Here is an 18,020-nt window from a genome sequence, read left to right on the forward strand (position 1 = left end):
CCTTTTGCTCGAATTCGGCTAGCTACCTAGGGTGCTTAGCATTATCTGTCTGCCACACCCGAATCATCAAGAAAACAAAAGCCGCGCGCTCTTTCGAGCACGCGGCTTTTAACATACACATGGCTTAAGGGGTCGGGGTGTGAGCCGCGTAGGGACACACCCCTCAAGCTAGAGCCTTACCAGATGCTCGGCCAGAGACCAAGCGGGCCAGCGCCCAGGATGCCAAGGACGAAGAGCAGCAGAATGCCCTTGGTCGGGGTCCAGCTGTGCTTAGCGAACATGTAGTAAAGCAGCAGCGTAAGCATAAGCGGGACAAGCTTCGGGACGATGGTGTTGAGGGTGTCGGCAACAGAGAAGTTGACCGGATCCTCGGTAACGGTGCCGTAGGTAACGGACTCCATGCCGTTGCCCAGATCGGTGACGCCGCACTCGACAGGGTTGCCGTCGGCATCGGTGGCGGTGAGGGCGTCGCCGTCCTCATTAGTCATGGCGATGGTACCGGCCTCAGCGGTCTCGGTATCGATGCCCTCCATACCGGTGAAGTTCTCGGCCTCCTTCTCGGAGACGATCACGGTAGTGGCGGAGAGGCCACGGGTGGTGCCGTTGGGGATCTCGAGGTTGATCTGGGTGCCACCCATGGTGACGACCAGGCAACCGACGACGAAGACGCCCATGATGGAAGCGGCACGCGTAAAGGCCTGCATGTTGGCGGTCAAAGCGTCAATAGCGCTGGTGCCAAGCTTGTAGGACCAGTTCATGAGCCAGAAGCGCAGAGCGAACTGGACGGCGTTGAAGATCACCAGGAAGATGATCGGCGCAGCGGCGTTGCCGTTGATGGCCATGTTGGAGGTGATGCCGGCCGTGATAGGCACGAGCGTCAGCCAGAACAGGGCGTCACCGATACCACCGAGCGGGCCCATTGCGGCGACGCGGACGGCGCGGATCGTGGGGATGTCAACCTTGTTCTGCTCGAGCGAAAGCACGATGCCCATAACAAAGGTGACGAGGAACGGGTGGGTGTTGAAGAACTCCAGGTTGTGGCTCATGGAAGCCGCGAGGTCGTTCTTGTTGGTGTGGATCTTCTCCAGACCGGGGATGATGGAGTAAAGCCAGCCAGCGGCCTGCATGCGCTCGTAGTTGAACGATGCCTGCAGGAAGCAGGAGCGCCAAGCCATCTTGTTGAGGGTCTTCTGGTCGAGCTGCGGAGCAGGAGTGAGATCCTCGTAGTGCTCCGGGATCACATACTCATTAGATGCCATCTTCGAAGTCACCTCCGTCAGAAACAGCTGCACCCTTCAGCTCGGTCTGCTGCTGGAAGTCCCAGAAAGCGATGCCGAAGCCGATGAGAGCGAGGATGAGCAGAGCAGGGGTTGCCAGCGAATCGTTGGCAACGGTGATGAGCGCGAGGCCAAAGCCCATGAGGAAGAAGCCCCACATATCGCGGTTCATCATAACCTTGAGCAGGACGGCGAAGCCGACGAAGCGCATCATGCCGCCTGCAGCGGACAGACCGGTCTGCAGCCAAGTCGGGATGGCAGAAGCGATGGTCTGACCAATGGTAGCGCCAGCGATGAAGAACAGGGTGACGACGACAGCGAAGATCAGGCCGAGCAGAGCCATGGCGAAGTAGTTCAGGCGCTCGATGCCCTTGGTGTCCGCGTTGTGAGCCATGTTATCGGCCGTGGACATAAGCGGGGACATAAGCGTGAAGACCAGGGTAACGCCGAGCTGGCCAAGCAGAGCGAACGGAATGGCGAGACCGACTGCCGCGTTGGGCTCGAGGCCCGTGGCGATAGCGAGAATGGCTGCCATGATGCCGCCGATGACGGCGTTAGGCGGCTGAGCGCCTCCGATCGGCATGTTGCCGATCGTCATGAGCTGATAGGTACCACCCACGAGAAGACCGGTGTTGAGGTCGCCAAGGATAAGACCGATGACGGCGCCGGTGACGATGGGCTGATAGAGAGACTCGAGGAAGTCAAACTGGTCGATTGCCGCGATGAACGTGACGACGAAGACCAGAGCGATCTGGATGATCGAGTATTCCATCTTGCTCCTCCTTTCAAAATGTATGTACGCACTTTGGATTTCACGTACAGAACGTCAGGGTTTCACTCCTGACAACGTGGATCACGAGGATTACGAGAAGAGCTTGCTCGTGTCCTCAACAGGCGTGCTCGGAACGCGCCTGATCTCCAACTCCACCCCCAATTCCTGCAGCTCTTTAAACGCAGCGACATCCTCGTCGTTAACTGCGACGGAGGTGGCGACTTGGCGCTTTCCTTCCGACATGTGCATGTTGCCGATGTTTACCTTCTTTATAGGCACACCGCCCTTGACGAGCGTAAGCACGTCTTCCGGTGTTTCGGCCACGATGAAGATCTTCTGGCGCGGGCTCGCCTTGCCAATGACGTCGATGGTCTTCTGCAGAGAGAAGAAACGCGTAGCGACGCCGGCGGGAGCGGCCATCTTCATGAGGTTCTGGCGCATGGTGTTGGACGCCACGTCGTCGTTGGCGACGAGGATGAGGTTGGAGCCCAGGGTGGAGTTCCACTGGGTGGCAACCTGACCATGAACCAGTCGGTTATCGATGCGGGTAAGAAGAATGTTGGGTTCTGCCATGTTGATCAGCTTCCTTTCGTTATTTGCTGACGACAGTTACTTGATCTCCTGAATCGCGTAACGCGAAACATCTACGACGGCTCCGGATCGGACTTTGATCTGGACCTTCTCGCCTTCGATGCCTTTGACGGTTCCGTAGATACCGCCGGCGAAAAGAACCTCTTGACCCGGCTTGAGCTCGGTGTGCAGCTCCTTGAAGTACTTCTGCTTCTTCTTCATGTTGATTTGCGACCAGATGGTGTAAATCAAGCCCATGATGACAAGCAGGCCTAAAAGGGCGACCGAGGAGCTCAGGACGTTGGCTCCGAAATCGGCCATTAGATGCCGTCCTCGTCGCCGAAGATATCCTCTTCGTCGGAGCCGGCAACGGATGCGACCGTCTGGGCGGTGATGCCCGTCTGGCCAACGGTCACGGCCTGCTCGCCAAGCTCGGCGAGCGTGGCGTTGCCGCGGAGGAACAGAAGCTCAATAACCATGGGAAGGTTGGTGCCGGTCAGAACCTCGACGTTGTCGACATCCTGGGCAATCATCATCGCCTGGTTGAACGGGGTGCCACCAAGCAGGTCGGTAAAGACGAGCACGCCATCGCACTCCTCGCGCATGGCGGTAATAGCGGCGCGGAGATCCTCACCGTAGGAAGCAGCCTGGTCGCCCTCAAAAGGAACGACGGTAAAAGCGGGCTGGTCGCCAGCAACCATAGCGATAGCGCTTGCGAGGCCGGGTGCGAACTGTCCATGACCGGTAAGAATAAAGCCAACCATTCAAATTTCCCTTCCGAAGGTGTGTACGATCTGAGTCCGATGATTTTCGGAAGCCAGCGGGCGCTCGCCCTTAAAGCTTCTTAGAAAGCGTACTTTGAAGACCAGTGGTTTCTAAACTGGTAGTAACCACGTGACGTGCTGTTGTCACTATATCACCCCAGAAGAGGTCGCTTTCGTTGATTCATACGGTAAAACGTTTTTGCACCGCTCACGGTGATAAATCGACCGTTTACCGGTCGTTAACACTTCTACCTGCGGTTTTGAAACCGTTCCGAAATGCTTTGGCAAAAGATCGGATCTTTTCCTGTGTCTAAACAACGCAGGGCGGCTAAAAATAGCGTGTAGAAAAATTGCAGGTCATTGTGAAGATATGTGAATTGGTCTTTTTGACTTAATACCAGTTAGAACCAGTTTTGAGATTATCGGTGAACGGTAGTTTTCGACCGTTTACCGGTTACTTGCAATCGTTTGCAGCTGTTTTCCCATATGAATTAGGGGAACCCGATGGAGCGCTTGTGCGGGCGCGAGGCCTATCCTATTGATTTCGGCAACAAAAAGCCCGCTAGAACGTTGTCCGTTCTAGCGGGCTCAATCAGGTAGATCGGTTAGCGCGCAGTAGTGCAGGCAAACCTTACGCAAACAGGCCGTAGATGCTGATGTTGGCCTTGGCGTAGAGGCCGTTAGCATACTCGGTCCACTTGGAGCTGGCGCTCGAAGCCTGCGAAGAGTACTGCTGGTAAGCAGTGTAGTAGGCGGTCATGGCCTGCTTATAGGTGGCGCTATCGGCCGTAAAGGCATCGTCGGCAAAGGCCTTAGCGTAGGTGCTGTCGGCGTCCTTCCAAGTGCCCTTCTCGCTATCCCACTCGTCACCGGCAAGGTTGATGATGTAGTCGGCGTAGTCCTTGCTCGCGGTCTCCTCGTTGCCGTCAGCAGGCTCGGTCGGAGCGGTCGGCATGCTTGCGGAGCTATCGCCCACCTTCTTCTTGTAGAGCTTCTGCAGCGTCGCGGACTGGCGGACGATCTGCTTGGCCTGGTCCTTGGACACGCCATACTGCGTGGCCATGGTCTTGTAGTCCGAAGTGCCGATGGAATCCTCGGCGTACTTCTTCATCTCCTTAGAAGAGACGGTGATGCCCTCGTCCTCGGCAGCGTCGAGCAGGATCTTGTTGCGCACGTAGGACAGGATGACGTCGGCAGAGGGAGCGGTGTAGTTGCCATCGCCATCCTTGACGGTGTCGAGGCTGTACTGGCTCTCAATGGCCTCGCGCGCGGTGATGTCGCTCTTCTTGCCGTTGTAGCTGTAGCTTGCCACGGTCGAATCGAGCTGGTCCTCGGTGAGGGTCGCCGAGCCGACGCCCTTGCCGCCAAAACCACCGTTGCCGATAAAGAAGCCGACCACAGCAGCGATCACGACTGCAACCACGAAGGCGGCAATCATCGTCTTCTTGTGCTTGGATGCGCGGTCGTCTTCGTCGGAACCCAGGATATCGTCGTCCTCGTCCTGCTCCTCGGGCATGAGGTTCTCGTCGGCGGCGTCCGCGGCGATCTTTGCCTCCAGGCGAGCGTCCTCCTCCTCGGCCGTCGTACCGGCGGCAATATGTTCGGCAGACGTACCGGCGACCAGATCGATCTTCTCCTCCTCATCACCATCGGGGCCTTCGCCGCGCTCGATGATCTGGATACCGTCGATCTCGTCCTTCTCGTCCTTCTTTTGAATCAGACCCATATCGGTTACTCCTTGTTAGGAAACATAGTCCTCAATAGGATACGCCCGACAGAGCGCCGGGCGTATTGATTCTTAGGTTATACGCAAACACTTAAGTACAATTTAGGCGTTTGCAGCGTGCCTACCTTAGGCCAGGTGCGCGATAACGGCATCGGCAAAGGCCTGCGTGCCCACGGCCCCCTCGACGGAGCCGGTCTGGGCACGACGCACGTCACCGGTAACCTGCTCGCCCTCGTCGAGCGTGGCAGATACGGCGGCGCGAATGCGATTGGCAGCGTCGTTCTCGCCCAGGTGATCGAGCATCATCGCAGCAGAAAGGATCTCGGCCGTGGGGTTGGCGATATCCTGGCCAGCGATATCGGGCGCGGAGCCGTGCGTTGCCTCGAAGATGGCGCAGTCGACACCGATGTTGGAGCCGGGGGCCATCCCTAAGCCACCCACCAGGCCGGCGCACAGGTCGCTCACGATGTCGCCGTACAGGTTGGGCAGCACCAGGACATCGAAGTCGTTGGGGTTCTGGACCAGGCCCATGCAAGTGGCGTCGACAATCTTGTCGTTGAACTCGATATCGGGATAGTTGGCGGCCACCTCGCGCGCAACGCGCAGGAACAGGCCGTCGGTCGCCTTCATGATGTTGGCCTTATGCACGGCCGTCACCTTTTTGCGGCCGCAGCGGCGGGCATACTCAAAGGCGTACTCCACAATACGGCGACTCTTGGCGATGGAGATCGGCTTAATTGAGATGGCGGAATCGGCGGCGAAGGTCTTCTGACCCGAGCGCTCGACAAGCTGCGAGAGCTCCTCGACCTCGGCAGCCCCCTCATCGAACTCGATGCCAGCGTAGAGGTCCTCGGTGTTCTCGCGCACGATGACCAGGTCGACATCGCGAAAGCGCGATCCGTCGCCCGGCTGCGACAGGCAGGGGCGCACGCAGGCGTACAGGTCGAAGTGCTTGCGCAGGGCGACGTTAACGCTGCGGAAACCCGTGCCGACCGGCGTGGTGATGGGACCCTTGATGGCAACCTTGGTCTCGGCGACCGCATCGAGCACGTGCTGGGGCAGTGGCGTGCCAAACTCGTCCATGACGCCGGCACCGGCCTCCTGGACATTCCAATTGATCTGGACACCGGTGGCCTCGACCACGCGGCGCATGGCCTGCGTAATCTCGGGACCGATACCGTCACCGGGAATCAGGACTACATCGTGCGCCATAATCTGTTACTCCTCGTTTTCGGCGTCGTCAGATTTTTTAACGCTAGCACGCTTCTTCTTTTTGGAGAGATCAAGGTCAAAGCGTTTAACAAGCATTTCGCAAATCTCGCTCGAACGGGCTTTGAGATAGCTGCCCTTGCCGTTCTCGGCATCGAACTTAAGGCGCAGCGCGAGCTTCTCGGCGACCTCGGCGTCGATCTCGTCCTGGCCAAACTCGTACAGGCAACCGAGCATGTCGCGATACTCGAGGTCGCCGTGGTAGCACTGAATGGCCTCGTCCAGGATGGGCCAAGCCTCGCGCGAACGCTCGACACTCGTGGCGCCCCACACGCACAGCAGGCGGAAGGCGGCATAGCGCAGCGTGGAGGAAATCTCGTCGAACAGTGCGGTCTCGGCGCCCTCAAAGGCATCGCCCAGCTGCTCGGGACAGGTGGTGGCAAGCGCCGTCAGGGCATCGAGGGCCTCCCAGCGGGTCTGAGCCTCGGGGCGGTCGAGCGCCTCGATCAGCGCGGGGACGCAGGGCACGACGCGCTGCGGATCGCGCTCGGCGAGCAGGTGCAGCACGCGGGCGGCAAACTGGCGGATGCGGCGCGTGGGGCAGCCGAGCTCCTGGACCAGACGGTCGACGGCGTTCTCGTTCTCCTCTGCCAGCTGAAGCTGTGCCAGCTCCTCGTCGGTGAGCTGTTCGTCTTTGTTTTCTGCCATAGTTACCTCTTTTTACTATTTCTTAGCGTGCTTGCCAGCACCCTTGCTGTCATCGGTGACCGAGATGAGCTGTCGGTCGGCCGCGCCATTACGACGCGCACGGCGGCGTTCCTCGGCATCGCCCGCGTCGGCGGCGGCGCGGTGTGCCTTGTTGACGTTAAAGACCTCGTCGTGCTTGCGCCACGGACCGACGGACTCGCCAAAGCTCATCTTAAGGCCGGCGATAAAGCCGCCGAGCCAGCCGATCGGCGCAAACTGCACCAGCGGTAACAGCGAGAACACCCAGGTCAGCAGGACGACTGCCGCCGCGCCTGCAAAGTTGGCAATCCAGTAGTCGCGCTTGGTGATGACGCGCTTTTCGCACGCCCACTGGCCGCACAAAAAGCCGATGTAGATCGCAAAGAGAAAGAGCACCAGCGCAAGCACCACGAACGTCAAGCTCATAGGCGCTGCTCCCCGTGATGGTGGCCGCAGCAGCACTCGTGGCCGTCGTCATGACCGTGGCCGCCGCAGCACTCGTGGTCCTCGCCATGGTGGTGGCCACAACCGCACTCGTGATCGTCGTCATGCTCGCCGCAACCGCAGCCTTCCTCGTGAGCGCCATGCTCCTCGGGACGATACTGCGACCAGTCCAGACCGGCGGCGATGGCGTCGGCCTCCTCCTTATAGAGGACCGTGACGGCCTGGGTGCCCAGCTTGGCGCCACCGATGGCATCGAGCATGTCGTAAAGCGTAAAGGCCACGTCGGCGCCGGGCAGCGCAAGCTCGCGGTCGTCGGCATAGGCGAGCGCCAAGCGCAGGTCCTTGATGAAGTGCTCGACCATAAAGCCGGGCTTGTAATCGCCGTCGAGCGCCTTGGGCGCCAGGCTCTCCATGGCACCGGACTTGCCGGTGCCACCCAGGATCATCTGACGGGTCTTCTCAAGATCAAGGCCGCTCAGCTCGGCAAACGCCATGGCGTCTGCCATGCCGACCATGCAGGCGCCCAGCGACACCTGGTTGGCAAGCTTGGCAGCCTGGCCCTTGCCGGCGCCATCGAAGCAGCAGATGGTTGCCGCAAAGGTGGAAAGGATGTCGCGGACCGGCGCGATGTCGTTCTCGGTGGCGCCCACGATAGCCGTAAGCGTGCCGGCGATAGCTCCCGACTCGCCGCCGGTGACGGGGCAGTCAAACGCCATGCGGCCGGAGACCTGGGCGGCCTCGGCAATGTCACGCGCCAGCTCGGGCGAGCTCGTGGTAAGGTCGATCAGGACTGCGCCGGGCTTAGTGCACGCGAGCAGACCGTCACCCGCCAGGTAGAGCTCCTCGACCTCGGAGGGATAACCCACCATGGTAAAGACGACGTCGGCGTTCGCCGCGGCATCTGCCGGCGTATCGGCCCAGACGGCACCGCGCTCAACGAGCGCTGCGGCCTTGGACTTGGTGCGGTTGTTGACCGTGACGGGATAGCCAGCGTCCAGAATGTGGCCGGCAATGGGGGCACCCATAATTCCGGTGCCGATAAATGCGACAGAGAGCTTGTTTGCCATGAAACCTTTCCTTTTGGGTTGGGTGTTATTACCAGGTTGAATACTCGGTGCCAGCGTTTGGGCTGTGAGTCGAGGGCGATTACGGACGCATCGCTTGCCTACTGCCCGCGCACGCGGCGAGCGATACGGTCGGAAAGCGAGGCTTTCTCGGCGCGGTTCTTACCCCAAAACGCAAGTGCCACCATGCCGGGCCCCACGTGCGAGCCGATGGTGGGACCCACGGAGCCGCGAATGATCGTGACGTCGGCGCAACCCTCCTCCTTGCGGATGGCGGCTTCGAGCCAGTCACCATCCTTTTCGGCATCGGCCGTCATGATGGCGATGGGCATGGTGCGATCGGGCACGTAGTTCTCGCGGAACGACTTGAGGATGGACTTGAGCGCCTTCTTGCGGCCGCGGTTGACGCCGATCAGCGACAGCGAGCCGGCCAGGTCGTAGGAGAGCTCGGGCTTGACGTCGAGCTTTGCCGTGAGCTGCGCCGCCGCGGGAGGAATGCGGCCGCCGGCAGCCAGTGCGTCGAAGCTCTCGAGCGTAAAGTAGCCGTGCACGTAGGTCTTTGCCTCGTTTGCCCAATCGACCAGCTGCTTGGCGGTCAGTCCCGCCGAACGCTGGCGCACGGCCTCGAGCGCCAAGAGCGCACCGGTCGCGCAGGGCAGAGCGTTGTCGACCACGTAGAGCTCAAAGTTGGGATACTCGGCGCGCACGACATCTGCCGCCTGGCACGCGGAGTTGTAGCTCGACGACAGCGCCGAGGTAAAGCACAGGTAGACCGTGGGCGTGCCCTCTTTGGCGCACTCGGTAAAAAACTCGATATAGCGACCGAGCGACACAGCCGAGGTGGACACGCGGGCACCGGCGCGCATGCGGTCGTAGAACTCCTTAGGGCTCATGCTCGACCAGATGTCGTCTGTGCGCTCCTCGCCATCGATAATGAAAGGGAAACCCAGGATATCGACATCGAGGTTCGCGGCGACCTCGGGGCTAAAGTCGCAGCAGGTATCGACGACGATGCGGCAACGGTTCGAATGACCGGCGGATGCGGCCTTGTCTATCAAAGCGACTCCTTACGTAAAAAGGCGGCCACCCGCATGGGATGGCCGCCAACCGTTAACTCATGCAAGTTAACGTATTTTACTCGTCAAGTGTTTCGATGCGGGGCTTGATGATGCCATATCCACCATTCTTACGGTGATACACCACATTGATGAGACCGGTCGTCGCGTTCTCGAACACGTAGAAGTCGTGGCCCAGCAAATCGGTCTGCACCAGCGCCTGCTCCTCGGTCATCGGGGTGACATCGATGACCTTCTCGCGGACGAGCAGGTCGTCGTCCTCCTCGGGCAGCAGCAGGTCGGCCAGATCCTCAACGCGCTCGACCGGCGCGACATCCGCGGCACTGGCACCACCCTGGCGGTTGTCCACGACCTTGGTCTTGAACTTGCGCAGCTGGCGGGTGACCTTATCGGCGGAGAGGTCGATGGCGGCGTACATATCTGCACCGTGCTCGGCAACGCGAATCACCGAACCGCGGACACGAACCGTAACCTCGACGATTGCCGGGTTGGGGTTCGAGGGGTTCTTCTCATAGCGAAGTACAACGTCGACCGTCATGGGCTCGATATCGAAAACCTTGAGCGCCTCGCCGATCTTCTCATCCACATGCGCACGCAGAGCATCGGTTACCGTCGTCTTGCGTCCAGAAACCTTGATATCCATACGTGGCTCCAATCTGCCTCGGGGACTTACTGTACTGGCTATGTACCCATTGCCGTGCATTTAATCACGCGGATTCCCAAAGACCCGAATAACGATTGCTTGATACCGCATACCGAAGTCTCGCACTTTTCTGTGGCAAAGTGCGCTATAGGAGGGCGACGGCGACTTTGGTTCTGCACCTAAAAAATGTCTTTGACCTGCTGGTTTTACGGAAACGAAAAAGCCGGGCTCCCCTGTTGGGAAAGCCCGGCAATGCGTGTTGAAACCGTGAAGAGGCGTCTCTCTTAGCGCATAGGAGACGCCACCCCTAGCAATAACTAGCTATTGAGCTTGTTAATGTCGTCGTCGGTGATAGCGCCCTCTTGGCTGGACGATTTGCTCTCAGAGGACAAGTCATCGCTGCTGGAATCGGAGGATTCATCGCCGGAGGACATGGTCTCACTGGACTCAGAGTCGCCCGACTGCACGTTAACGCCCGAAACCGTCTTAGTGGTGAGGTCGTAGGGTATCGTGCCATACCAGACAGAGTGGACCGCCTCGAGCGTGCCGTCGGCCGTAATACCGTCGAGGGCATCGCTCACGGCACGGCACAGCTCGTCGTTGGCAGCAAGGCCCGCAACGCCGAGCGTCGAGGGCGTCTCGAGAGCGCCAACGTAGGAGATCTGGCTCATCAGACGTGCAAGGTAACCGCCGGCAGTGGAATCGCAGATCACATAGTCGACCTCGCCGGACTCGAGCGCTTCAAAGCACTCGTTGATGTTGGAGTAGGTCTTTTGGTTGGCGGTGATGCTCTGCTTAGCAAGCGCCTCCTGCGAGGCCGAGGACGTCTGAACGCCCAGGGTGGACGTGTTAAGGGTATCGGTGGAAACGCTTAGCGACCCACCATCGCTAGTTTTACCGAACACGGAAGTGGCATCGTACAGGCAGGTGCCGAGCGAGCTAATGTCCCCGTCCGTGGAGTTAATCTCGCCGATAAAGATATCGGCCTTTTTGTCGCCGAGCGCGGAATCTGCCGAAGACGCATCGACAAAGGCGACCTTAAGGCCCATGCGGCTTGCGAGAGCGCGGGCGGCGTCAACCGCATACCCCGTGAGCTCGCCGTCGGCGTCCTGCATGGCCTGCGGCGCATCGGAAGTATCGAGGGCGACCGTCAGGGTTCCGGGAGTGACCAGGGCATCGTCCGACACCGCCGGCGTGACGGTCTCGTACTCGATCTGGTCGATCGTGGGAGTCGTGAACGTAGACAGCGGGTTGAACGCGCATCCGCTCAGGCCCAAAACGGCAATGACCGCTGCGGTCCCAGCACCCAACCGAGCCGCGTGCATCAAGCTGCCCCTCACCATGTCCACTACCCTGCCTTCTGTGTCGTATACGATCCGTGCGTTGCGCGGAATATCAGGTTGTTCCCACCAGCTGACCTGGTATTTGACCCCACACTTGCGCACCGGGGTGTTTGCTCGGGAGGCCGCAGCCACCTTCACGACTGACCCGCTCGCCCGCGAGGCGGTATTGCCCCAAAGAAAGTAGAACGGACGGTGCGGCTTACATCTAGGACGCGCCATGATCGCGCCGCGCGCACGCGGTCGCTTACGTGGATCCCTTTGACCGCGTCTGTCTTGGACTAGGATGGACATTTCGTCCGTCCGCAACCACAGCCTGGCAGGAACGTAGCGCATTATAGCTAAGTTCAAGCTATAGTTTAAGGTTAGGGACGTTATTCGCATCGCGAGCACAGATTTCGCAGGTCGGGGCGGACCATTCGTGCCCCCATGAAGCCCGGAGCTCCCCCACGGGGAGCCCCGGGGCACCCGTCTCAGGGTGCCGTGTGCAAAAAACGGCAAATATGAGTACTGCTACCAATTTAGTAGCAGCGTATTTCCGCCCCACGAGCCCTTTTTGAGTTCCGCACAGCCCGCTTGGCGCCAAGATATTCCACATTCGTTTATTATCTCTTCGCTGAATCCAGTTTTTCGGCCCAAGTTTCTTTATTTTTGCTGTCACTAATCTAGTAACAGTACTCATATTTGCCGTTTTTTGCACATGGCATATAAACAGACCCCCTATAAAGCCATAGTTTTACGCCGGCTTGAGCCCAAAGCACGCTCGGAGCGTATTCAGCAGAGCATCTTGCCTCTTTCGACGAGCCTCTACACGATTCTGATATCGTTTACCCATACGCTGGTGGATGCGCCATGCGAGCGCTTCCATCGCTTCCATGTCGCAGAGCATCTCGTTGTTGACCGTCGCGACCTCGATTCCCATGGACGCCAAACCCGTATTGCGTTTTTCATCGTGAATGCGCCCGCCGCGAGACGAATGGCCCTGCTCACCGTTGTATTCCAGGTCAAACCGAGCTGCTTCCTGATAGGCATCGCAAACCGCATACGGCATCCCCGAGATCGCCTGCGCACGGTCGTTGAACTCGATCTTGTGGTCGGTCTTAAAGGGACCGCAGGCAAATCCGCCATAAGAAAACGGAAGCGAAAACATGGCAAGCATGATGCATTCCATGGGTGAGCGCAGGTTTTCCGACAGAAAGGGGCACAGCCGCCGCAGCTGCTTGGCCGCGCTCCCCTTGCATGCCGCAAGGTAATCTGCCAGGCGATCGGGCGTCAGCACTGGCTCGACCTCAAAGTAGCCCACATCTGACGGCTGGTCCTTATCCTTTGCAAGCCTGTTCACGGTAGGCGAGCTGTAAGGGGGCAGATACTGCCCGCGATCGCTCAGCGAAATCTTGGAGCACAGCTCCTGGGCCAGGGCAAATGCCTGGATACAGCCGACTTCGCGCGCAACGGCGGCACAGAGGGCCTCGGGAGACAAGTTGTACACTCCCGGCTCCACCTCCAAAATCGAGGCGTCCGGCAGGTCTGTAGAACAAACGGACCAGCTTGCACCAGGCATGCGGCGACGCTGCTTCGCCGACCCCACCAGCAGGCACAAGTCTTCTTGGACCTCGCCACTCACGGCCCCGATCCGCACCAAATCGGGAAGATAGATGTCCTCGGCCGAGGGCGACGATGCGTGCAGCACACGGCGCTCTTCATCGGGATCGAGGTCCCTCCAGCTGATGTAACCCATTTGTCGGCGCTCGGCGCGCATCATGCGCAGCGCCGAGGTGCCGGTCAGGATTACGGAGGAAGCCAGTTGCTCGCTTGTCGGCTCGATGCGCCGCGCTATCTTCACTGCCACAAAGCCACCCCCTACCAAACGCGTGCGATAGCGAGGCCATCGACTGCTGCGGCGCCGGCACGCTTGAGCTCCGCCGAGGCCGCTGCCATAGTCGCGCCCGTGGTAATGACATCATCGATGAGCAGCAGACGGCAGGCACGCACATCCTCGACCGTCTCGTACATGCCCCGGGCACGTTCCCGGCGCTCGACGCGACCGAGCTCGCGCTGGTCACCATGACCGTATTTGACCAGGGCGTCCAGCAACGGCACGCCCGAAAGATCGCAAAACGAGCGCGCGATTGCTTCCATATGGTCGAATCCACGCCGCCGAAACGCTGCCGCAGTCGCGGGCACAAATACCACCGCGTCGGCGCCGGACAGCACACCGCCGTAGCGATCGGGGGCTGCCACCTGGGCATGTAAGACGGTGTCGTAGAGTAGCTCCGCCAGATACGGCGCCAGGCGTCGCTCGCCTGCGTCTTTGTACGCTTTAATGATCCGCGGCAGCGGATGCGTGTAAACGGCACATGCCAGGCACCGGTCGAGAGCTTCGGCCATCGCCGAGGACGTACCCTCGACCGAGCACTCGGTGCACAGCAAGTCTCCAAACGGGGCACCGCATCGAGTGCAGCTATGCCGCGGGTCGATGAGTGCAAGCGCCGCCAAGCAGTCTTGGCAAATAAGCGCGCCGGAGCGCTCGCAGCCGGCGCATCGCGTGGGCGACAACGCCTCAAGCCCCTCGTGCGCCGCCTGCTCGGCAAACGGTAGTAATTCGTCCGCAAACGGTAGGATGCCGGCACCTTGCAGGCATCCCAACACATTCAAATGTCTCTTCACGACACAACCCTCCCTACGCTCGGTCGCAGGGAGGGTTGTTGATTCAGCGCCATGGTACCCCGACGCGTTTGGGGTCAGGCAGGTTAAATCCGTTTGCGGGCGCTATTCGCCGGTGGGCGGTTGCGGTGCGGACGAGTTTTGGGTCGAGCCCTCGCCACCGTCCTGGCGCGGTTTGCGGGAACGACGACGGCGACGGCGCTTCTGGCCCTGGTCGGCCGAACCCTCGCCACCACGATCTTCGCGCGACTCGCGTTCGTCGCGAGCAGCGACGCGTGCGGCCTTGGCTGCCGCCCCTCCGCCATCTCCGGGGCGACGGCGCGTGACCTTGACCTCGCCATCCGAGACCTGATCGGCCACAGAGGGCACCGAAGGCTTTTGCTGCGTGCCCGAGGAATGGCGACGGCGCGGACGCGGGACGCGCTCGTCATCGTTGCGCTGCTTGCCACCCTTGTCGGCAGGCGTATCAGAACCCGAACCACCCTTGGGGGCGGCACCGGCTTCGCGAGCGGCTGCGGCGCGGAAGGCGTCCTCGCGCTCCTCGCTCGACAAATGGCGGCGGCGACGGCGCGTGGGATTCATACCACCGCCGCGATTCTGCTGCTGGGGCTGCTGAGCCTCGCGCTCGCGGGAGGAATTCTTGCCTGCGGGAGCGGCCTCGCCGGCGTCGCTCGAACCCGAGCGCTTGCGGCGGCGACGTCCACCGGCAGCCTCCTCGGCCTCGGGTGCCTCGGCCTTGCCGCGACCCTTACCGCGGCCGCGACCCTCGCCTTGGCTCTGACCGGCACGGGTATCGGCGTCCGCATCGCGGCGACGGCGCTTGGGCATCGTCGTCCCCGCCAGACGGTCGGCGCTCGACAGGCCATCGCCCACGTCGACGCCGTTCTCGCGGTCGAGCTCCATAAGCGCCAAGCGCATCTCGGGCGACTCGATACGCTCGAGCACATCGCGCGTCACGCAGTCGGGACGGCAGTTGCAGCCCTGCTCGGCGGCCTTCTTTTTGCAGCCCTCAGAGCAGGTCATGTCGGCCAGGTTGACCTTAAAGACTTTGCCGTTCTCCAGGCGCAACACCAGCTGCTCACGCGGCGTGTCATATTCCTGGATGCGCGCCTTGCCAAGCGGCGTATCGATAAGCGTCTTCTTTTTGGGCGCGCGGCTCTTAAAGTCCTTGTACGCCTCGAACTCGTAGCGCAGGCAGCACATCAGGCGGCCGCAGACGCCGCTGATCTTGGACGAGTTGAGCGGCAGGTCCTGCTCTTTTGCCATGCGGATCGAAACCGGCTCAAACTGTCCGCCAAAGCGCGTGCAGCAGAGCTCCTGACCGCACTGGGCATAGCCACCCACCAGGCGGGTCTCGTCACGCACGCCGATCTGGCGCATGTCGACGCGAATGTGCAGCGTCGAGGACAGGTCCTTGACGAGCTGACGGAAATCGACGCGCTCCTCGGCGGCAAAGTAGAACACAGCCTTCTCGCCGCCGAACAGGTACTCGACGCCGACCGGCTTCATCTCGAGGTCGAGCTCCTTGACCAGGCGGCGGAAGTCGACCATGGCCTCGTCGCCCTGGATGGCCAGGTCGTCGGCAAGCTGCAGGTCGATGTCGCTCGCCACGCGCAACACGGGCTTGAGCGGCTGACCGATTTCGTCGAGTGGCACCTCGAAGGGGTCGGCCGTGACCAGGCCGATCTCGGTTCCGCGCTCGGTGGAGCAGATGGCATAATCGGCCTCGAGGATATCCAGATCCTGTGGGTCGAACCACAGGTCGCGCGAGGCGTAGGTAAACTTAACGGGTACGACTAACGGCATTTCAGTGCCTTCCTGATATCGAACAGCATGACCTCGATGGCCAGCTGGGGAGTAACGTTTCTGGCGATGTTGCGCTCAGCGGTGGCAACCGCCTCGAGCGCCCGGGTGGCACCCGCAACATTCGTCGCCGCGGCAAGCCGCCCGATCGTGTCGCGCACGTCCTCGCTCACAACGTCTGCCGCCCCATCCTGTAGCGTCAGCAGCACGTCGCGCATGAGCGTCCGCGCGCTCGCCAGCGCTTCCATGATACCCGAACGCTCGCGCGCGTTGAGTTCGCGCTTGTTGCGGTCCTCAAGCTGCTTCAATGCTCCACGCGACAGGTAGTCGGCATTTTGCTCGAGCACCTTTTCCTGCGTGGACTTGACCTCGGCGAGCGGCGCCTTGACGGCGACGATGAGCGACTTGGCGCGACTGAGCACATCGGCCTCGTCGGCGGCGATGAGCGAGTCGATGGCACGGACCATCTGGCGACGGGCGTCCTGACGCTCGGCGCTCTTGAGGAACTCGATACCACGCGTGGGGCTTCCCGCCACAGCGACGGCCATACGGCAGCGCGCGGGATCCTGGCCGGTGGCGCGGCTCACGGCCTGCGCGGCCACAGTGGGCGACACCAGCCGAAACGGTACGCACTGGCAGCGGCTCACGATGGTGGGCAGCATCACGTCGGCCGAGGTGCCCAACAGGATGAACATGACGCCCTCGGGCGGCTCCTCGAGCGTTTTGAGCAGCGCGTTGGCGGTGTTGGCGCGCAGCTGCTCGGCACGGTCGATGATGTAGACCTTTGCCTTGGCGCGGATGGGCGCCAAGGGCACGTCGTCGAGCAGCTCGCGGGTCTGCGCGATGAGGTAGCCCGTAGCGCTTTCAGGGGTGTAATAGTGCACGTCGGGGTGCGTGTGGCGCGCGACGCGCACGCAGCTGTCACACGAACCACAGCCGTCCCGCTCGCACAGGAATGCCTGGGCAAGCGCCCATGCGGCGTCGAGCTTACCGGCACCGGGCGCGCCCAAGAACAGGTAGGCGTGCGATGCGCGGCCGCTTGCGATGGCGTTGGTCAAAAAGTCGCGCACGCGTTCCTGGGTGTCGAGCTTGGCCAGCAGGCTTGCCTGAGCGGGGGCCATGTTACTCGGCCTCCTGGGCAAGCGCGGCGGCGACGGCGTCTTGCGGAATGTCGAGACCGTACGCGCGAATCTGCTCGACCGTCTGCGCGAAGACGTCCTCGATGGACGCGGTCGCGTCGATGAGCTTTACGCGGTTTGGTTCCTCGGCGGCAATGGCGCAAAATCCCTGGTAGACGCGCTCTTGGAAGGCCATGCCTTTTGCCTCCATGCGATCTGCCGCGCCACGGGCTGCCATGCGTAGCGCCGCCTGCTCGGGTGTGATGTGGTAGACGAGCGTGAGCGCCGGATGCGTACCGGCGACAGCCAGGTTGTTGGCATCGCGTACCATCTGACGGTCGAGGCCATCGGCAAACGCCTGATAGCAGGTCGTGGAATCGTAGAAGCGGTCGCACAGGACCACCTTGCCGGCAGCAAGGGCGGGAGCTATGACCTCGTGCACCAGCTGGGCACGCGCCGCCTCGTAGAGCAGCAGCTCGCAGGTGTCACCCATCGCCGTGTTGGCGGGGTCGAGCAGCAGAGCACGGATCTTTTCGCTGATGGCGGTACCGCCCGGCTCGCGCAGGCTCACAACCTGGTAGCCAGCGAGTTCGAGCGCGCGGGCAAGCAGGCGCGCCTGCGTGGACTTGCCGGCACCGTCGACGCCCTCGAGCGTGATAAAGCTATGTTGAGCGGGCTCAAAAGCCATGGGCGCAGCCCCTTCCTACAAGGCGCGTAAATGCGATTTATAGCAACCAAGCCATGATACCCCAGTGCTCGGTGCGTCCCCAATGGCTAAAGGTGCCTTTCCAAAGTTGCGGGGGGAAAAAGAGAGAGTGAGAGAC

General features: G+C 61.1%; 18 protein-coding genes. All 18 read right to left on the reverse strand.

Annotation, left to right across the window (positions count from 1 at the left end):
- Positions 1 to 176: 176 nt before the first annotated feature.
- The 18 genes from DXC52_RS03035 to tmk all read right to left on the reverse strand — a co-directional run bounded on the left by DXC52_RS03035 (position 177) and on the right by tmk (position 17,884).
- Positions 177 to 1,259: a PTS system mannose/fructose/sorbose family transporter subunit IID gene (locus DXC52_RS03035; RefSeq protein ID WP_055310429.1), complete on the reverse strand. Its 1,083-nt coding sequence runs from the start codon at positions 1,257 to 1,259 to the stop codon at positions 177 to 179.
- The gene (locus tag DXC52_RS03040; protein ID WP_022094610.1) at positions 1,249 to 2,049 is read right to left on the reverse strand and encodes a PTS sugar transporter subunit IIC; all 801 of its coding nucleotides are present in this window, start codon (positions 2,047 to 2,049) and stop codon (positions 1,249 to 1,251) included. Before DXC52_RS03040 ends, DXC52_RS03035 begins: the two co-directional genes overlap by 11 nt.
- Positions 2,050 to 2,139: 90 nt before the next feature.
- On the reverse strand, positions 2,140 to 2,622 hold the full coding sequence (agaV, locus tag DXC52_RS03045; RefSeq protein ID WP_022094611.1) for a PTS N-acetylgalactosamine transporter subunit IIB: 483 nt from the start codon (positions 2,620 to 2,622) through the stop codon (positions 2,140 to 2,142).
- 36 nt (positions 2,623 to 2,658) lie between these two features.
- Positions 2,659 to 2,940, reverse strand: a complete 282-nt coding sequence (gene yajC, locus DXC52_RS03050; protein WP_022094612.1) for a preprotein translocase subunit YajC — start codon at positions 2,938 to 2,940, stop codon at positions 2,659 to 2,661.
- Positions 2,940 to 3,383 (reverse strand): PTS sugar transporter subunit IIA, encoded by a 444-nt coding sequence (locus DXC52_RS03055; RefSeq protein WP_022094613.1) that lies wholly within the window; start codon positions 3,381 to 3,383, stop codon positions 2,940 to 2,942. The genes yajC and DXC52_RS03055 overlap by 1 nt, the downstream gene beginning before the upstream one ends.
- A 631-nt stretch (positions 3,384 to 4,014) precedes the next feature.
- On the reverse strand, positions 4,015 to 5,109 hold the full coding sequence (locus DXC52_RS03060) for a hypothetical protein (protein WP_117746076.1): 1,095 nt from the start codon (positions 5,107 to 5,109) through the stop codon (positions 4,015 to 4,017).
- Between the two features lie 126 nt (positions 5,110 to 5,235).
- On the reverse strand, positions 5,236 to 6,321 hold the full coding sequence (locus tag DXC52_RS03065) for an isocitrate/isopropylmalate dehydrogenase family protein (RefSeq protein ID WP_117746077.1): 1,086 nt from the start codon (positions 6,319 to 6,321) through the stop codon (positions 5,236 to 5,238).
- Positions 6,322 to 6,327: 6 nt separating this feature from the next.
- Positions 6,328 to 7,026 (reverse strand): HEAT repeat domain-containing protein, encoded by a 699-nt coding sequence (locus DXC52_RS03070; RefSeq protein WP_117746078.1) that lies wholly within the window; start codon positions 7,024 to 7,026, stop codon positions 6,328 to 6,330.
- Positions 7,027 to 7,041: 15 nt separating this feature from the next.
- Positions 7,042 to 7,470: a hypothetical protein gene (locus DXC52_RS03075; protein WP_117746079.1), complete on the reverse strand. Its 429-nt coding sequence runs from the start codon at positions 7,468 to 7,470 to the stop codon at positions 7,042 to 7,044.
- The gene (locus tag DXC52_RS03080; protein WP_117746080.1) at positions 7,467 to 8,555 is read right to left on the reverse strand and encodes an NAD(P)-dependent oxidoreductase; all 1,089 of its coding nucleotides are present in this window, start codon (positions 8,553 to 8,555) and stop codon (positions 7,467 to 7,469) included. Before DXC52_RS03080 ends, DXC52_RS03075 begins: the two co-directional genes overlap by 4 nt.
- Before the next feature lie 98 nt (positions 8,556 to 8,653).
- On the reverse strand, positions 8,654 to 9,607 hold the full coding sequence (locus tag DXC52_RS03085; protein WP_117746110.1) for a DegV family protein: 954 nt from the start codon (positions 9,605 to 9,607) through the stop codon (positions 8,654 to 8,656).
- A 79-nt stretch (positions 9,608 to 9,686) separates the two neighbouring features.
- Entirely contained in the window at positions 9,687 to 10,271 is a 585-nt protein-coding gene (hpf, locus tag DXC52_RS03090; RefSeq protein WP_117746081.1) for a ribosome hibernation-promoting factor, HPF/YfiA family, read from the reverse strand.
- A gap of 317 nt (positions 10,272 to 10,588) precedes the next feature.
- Positions 10,589 to 11,614 carry an ABC transporter substrate-binding protein gene (locus tag DXC52_RS03095; protein WP_233504773.1) on the reverse strand — a complete coding sequence of 342 codons (1,026 nt, stop codon included), beginning with the start codon at positions 11,612 to 11,614 and terminating at the stop codon, positions 10,589 to 10,591.
- Positions 11,615 to 12,347: 733 nt separating this feature from the next.
- On the reverse strand, positions 12,348 to 13,460 hold the full coding sequence (locus tag DXC52_RS03100; protein WP_117746083.1) for a hypothetical protein: 1,113 nt from the start codon (positions 13,458 to 13,460) through the stop codon (positions 12,348 to 12,350).
- Between the two features lie 11 nt (positions 13,461 to 13,471).
- The gene (locus DXC52_RS03105; protein WP_233504767.1) at positions 13,472 to 14,278 is read right to left on the reverse strand and encodes a ComF family protein; all 807 of its coding nucleotides are present in this window, start codon (positions 14,276 to 14,278) and stop codon (positions 13,472 to 13,474) included.
- A 102-nt stretch (positions 14,279 to 14,380) separates the two neighbouring features.
- Positions 14,381 to 16,081, reverse strand: coding sequence for a regulatory iron-sulfur-containing complex subunit RicT (locus DXC52_RS03110; RefSeq protein WP_117746085.1), 1,701 nt, complete (start codon positions 16,079 to 16,081; stop codon positions 14,381 to 14,383).
- Entirely contained in the window at positions 16,072 to 17,199 is a 1,128-nt protein-coding gene (locus tag DXC52_RS03115; protein WP_117746086.1) for an ATP-binding protein, read from the reverse strand. The genes DXC52_RS03110 and DXC52_RS03115 overlap by 10 nt, the downstream gene beginning before the upstream one ends.
- 1 nt (position 17,200) lies before the next feature.
- Positions 17,201 to 17,884 (reverse strand): dTMP kinase, encoded by a 684-nt coding sequence (gene tmk / locus DXC52_RS03120; protein ID WP_117746087.1) that lies wholly within the window; start codon positions 17,882 to 17,884, stop codon positions 17,201 to 17,203.
- Positions 17,885 to 18,020 lie beyond the last annotated feature (136 nt).

It is taken from the genome of Collinsella sp. TF05-9AC (assembly GCF_003438495.1).
Lineage (GTDB): Bacteria > Actinomycetota > Coriobacteriia > Coriobacteriales > Coriobacteriaceae > Collinsella.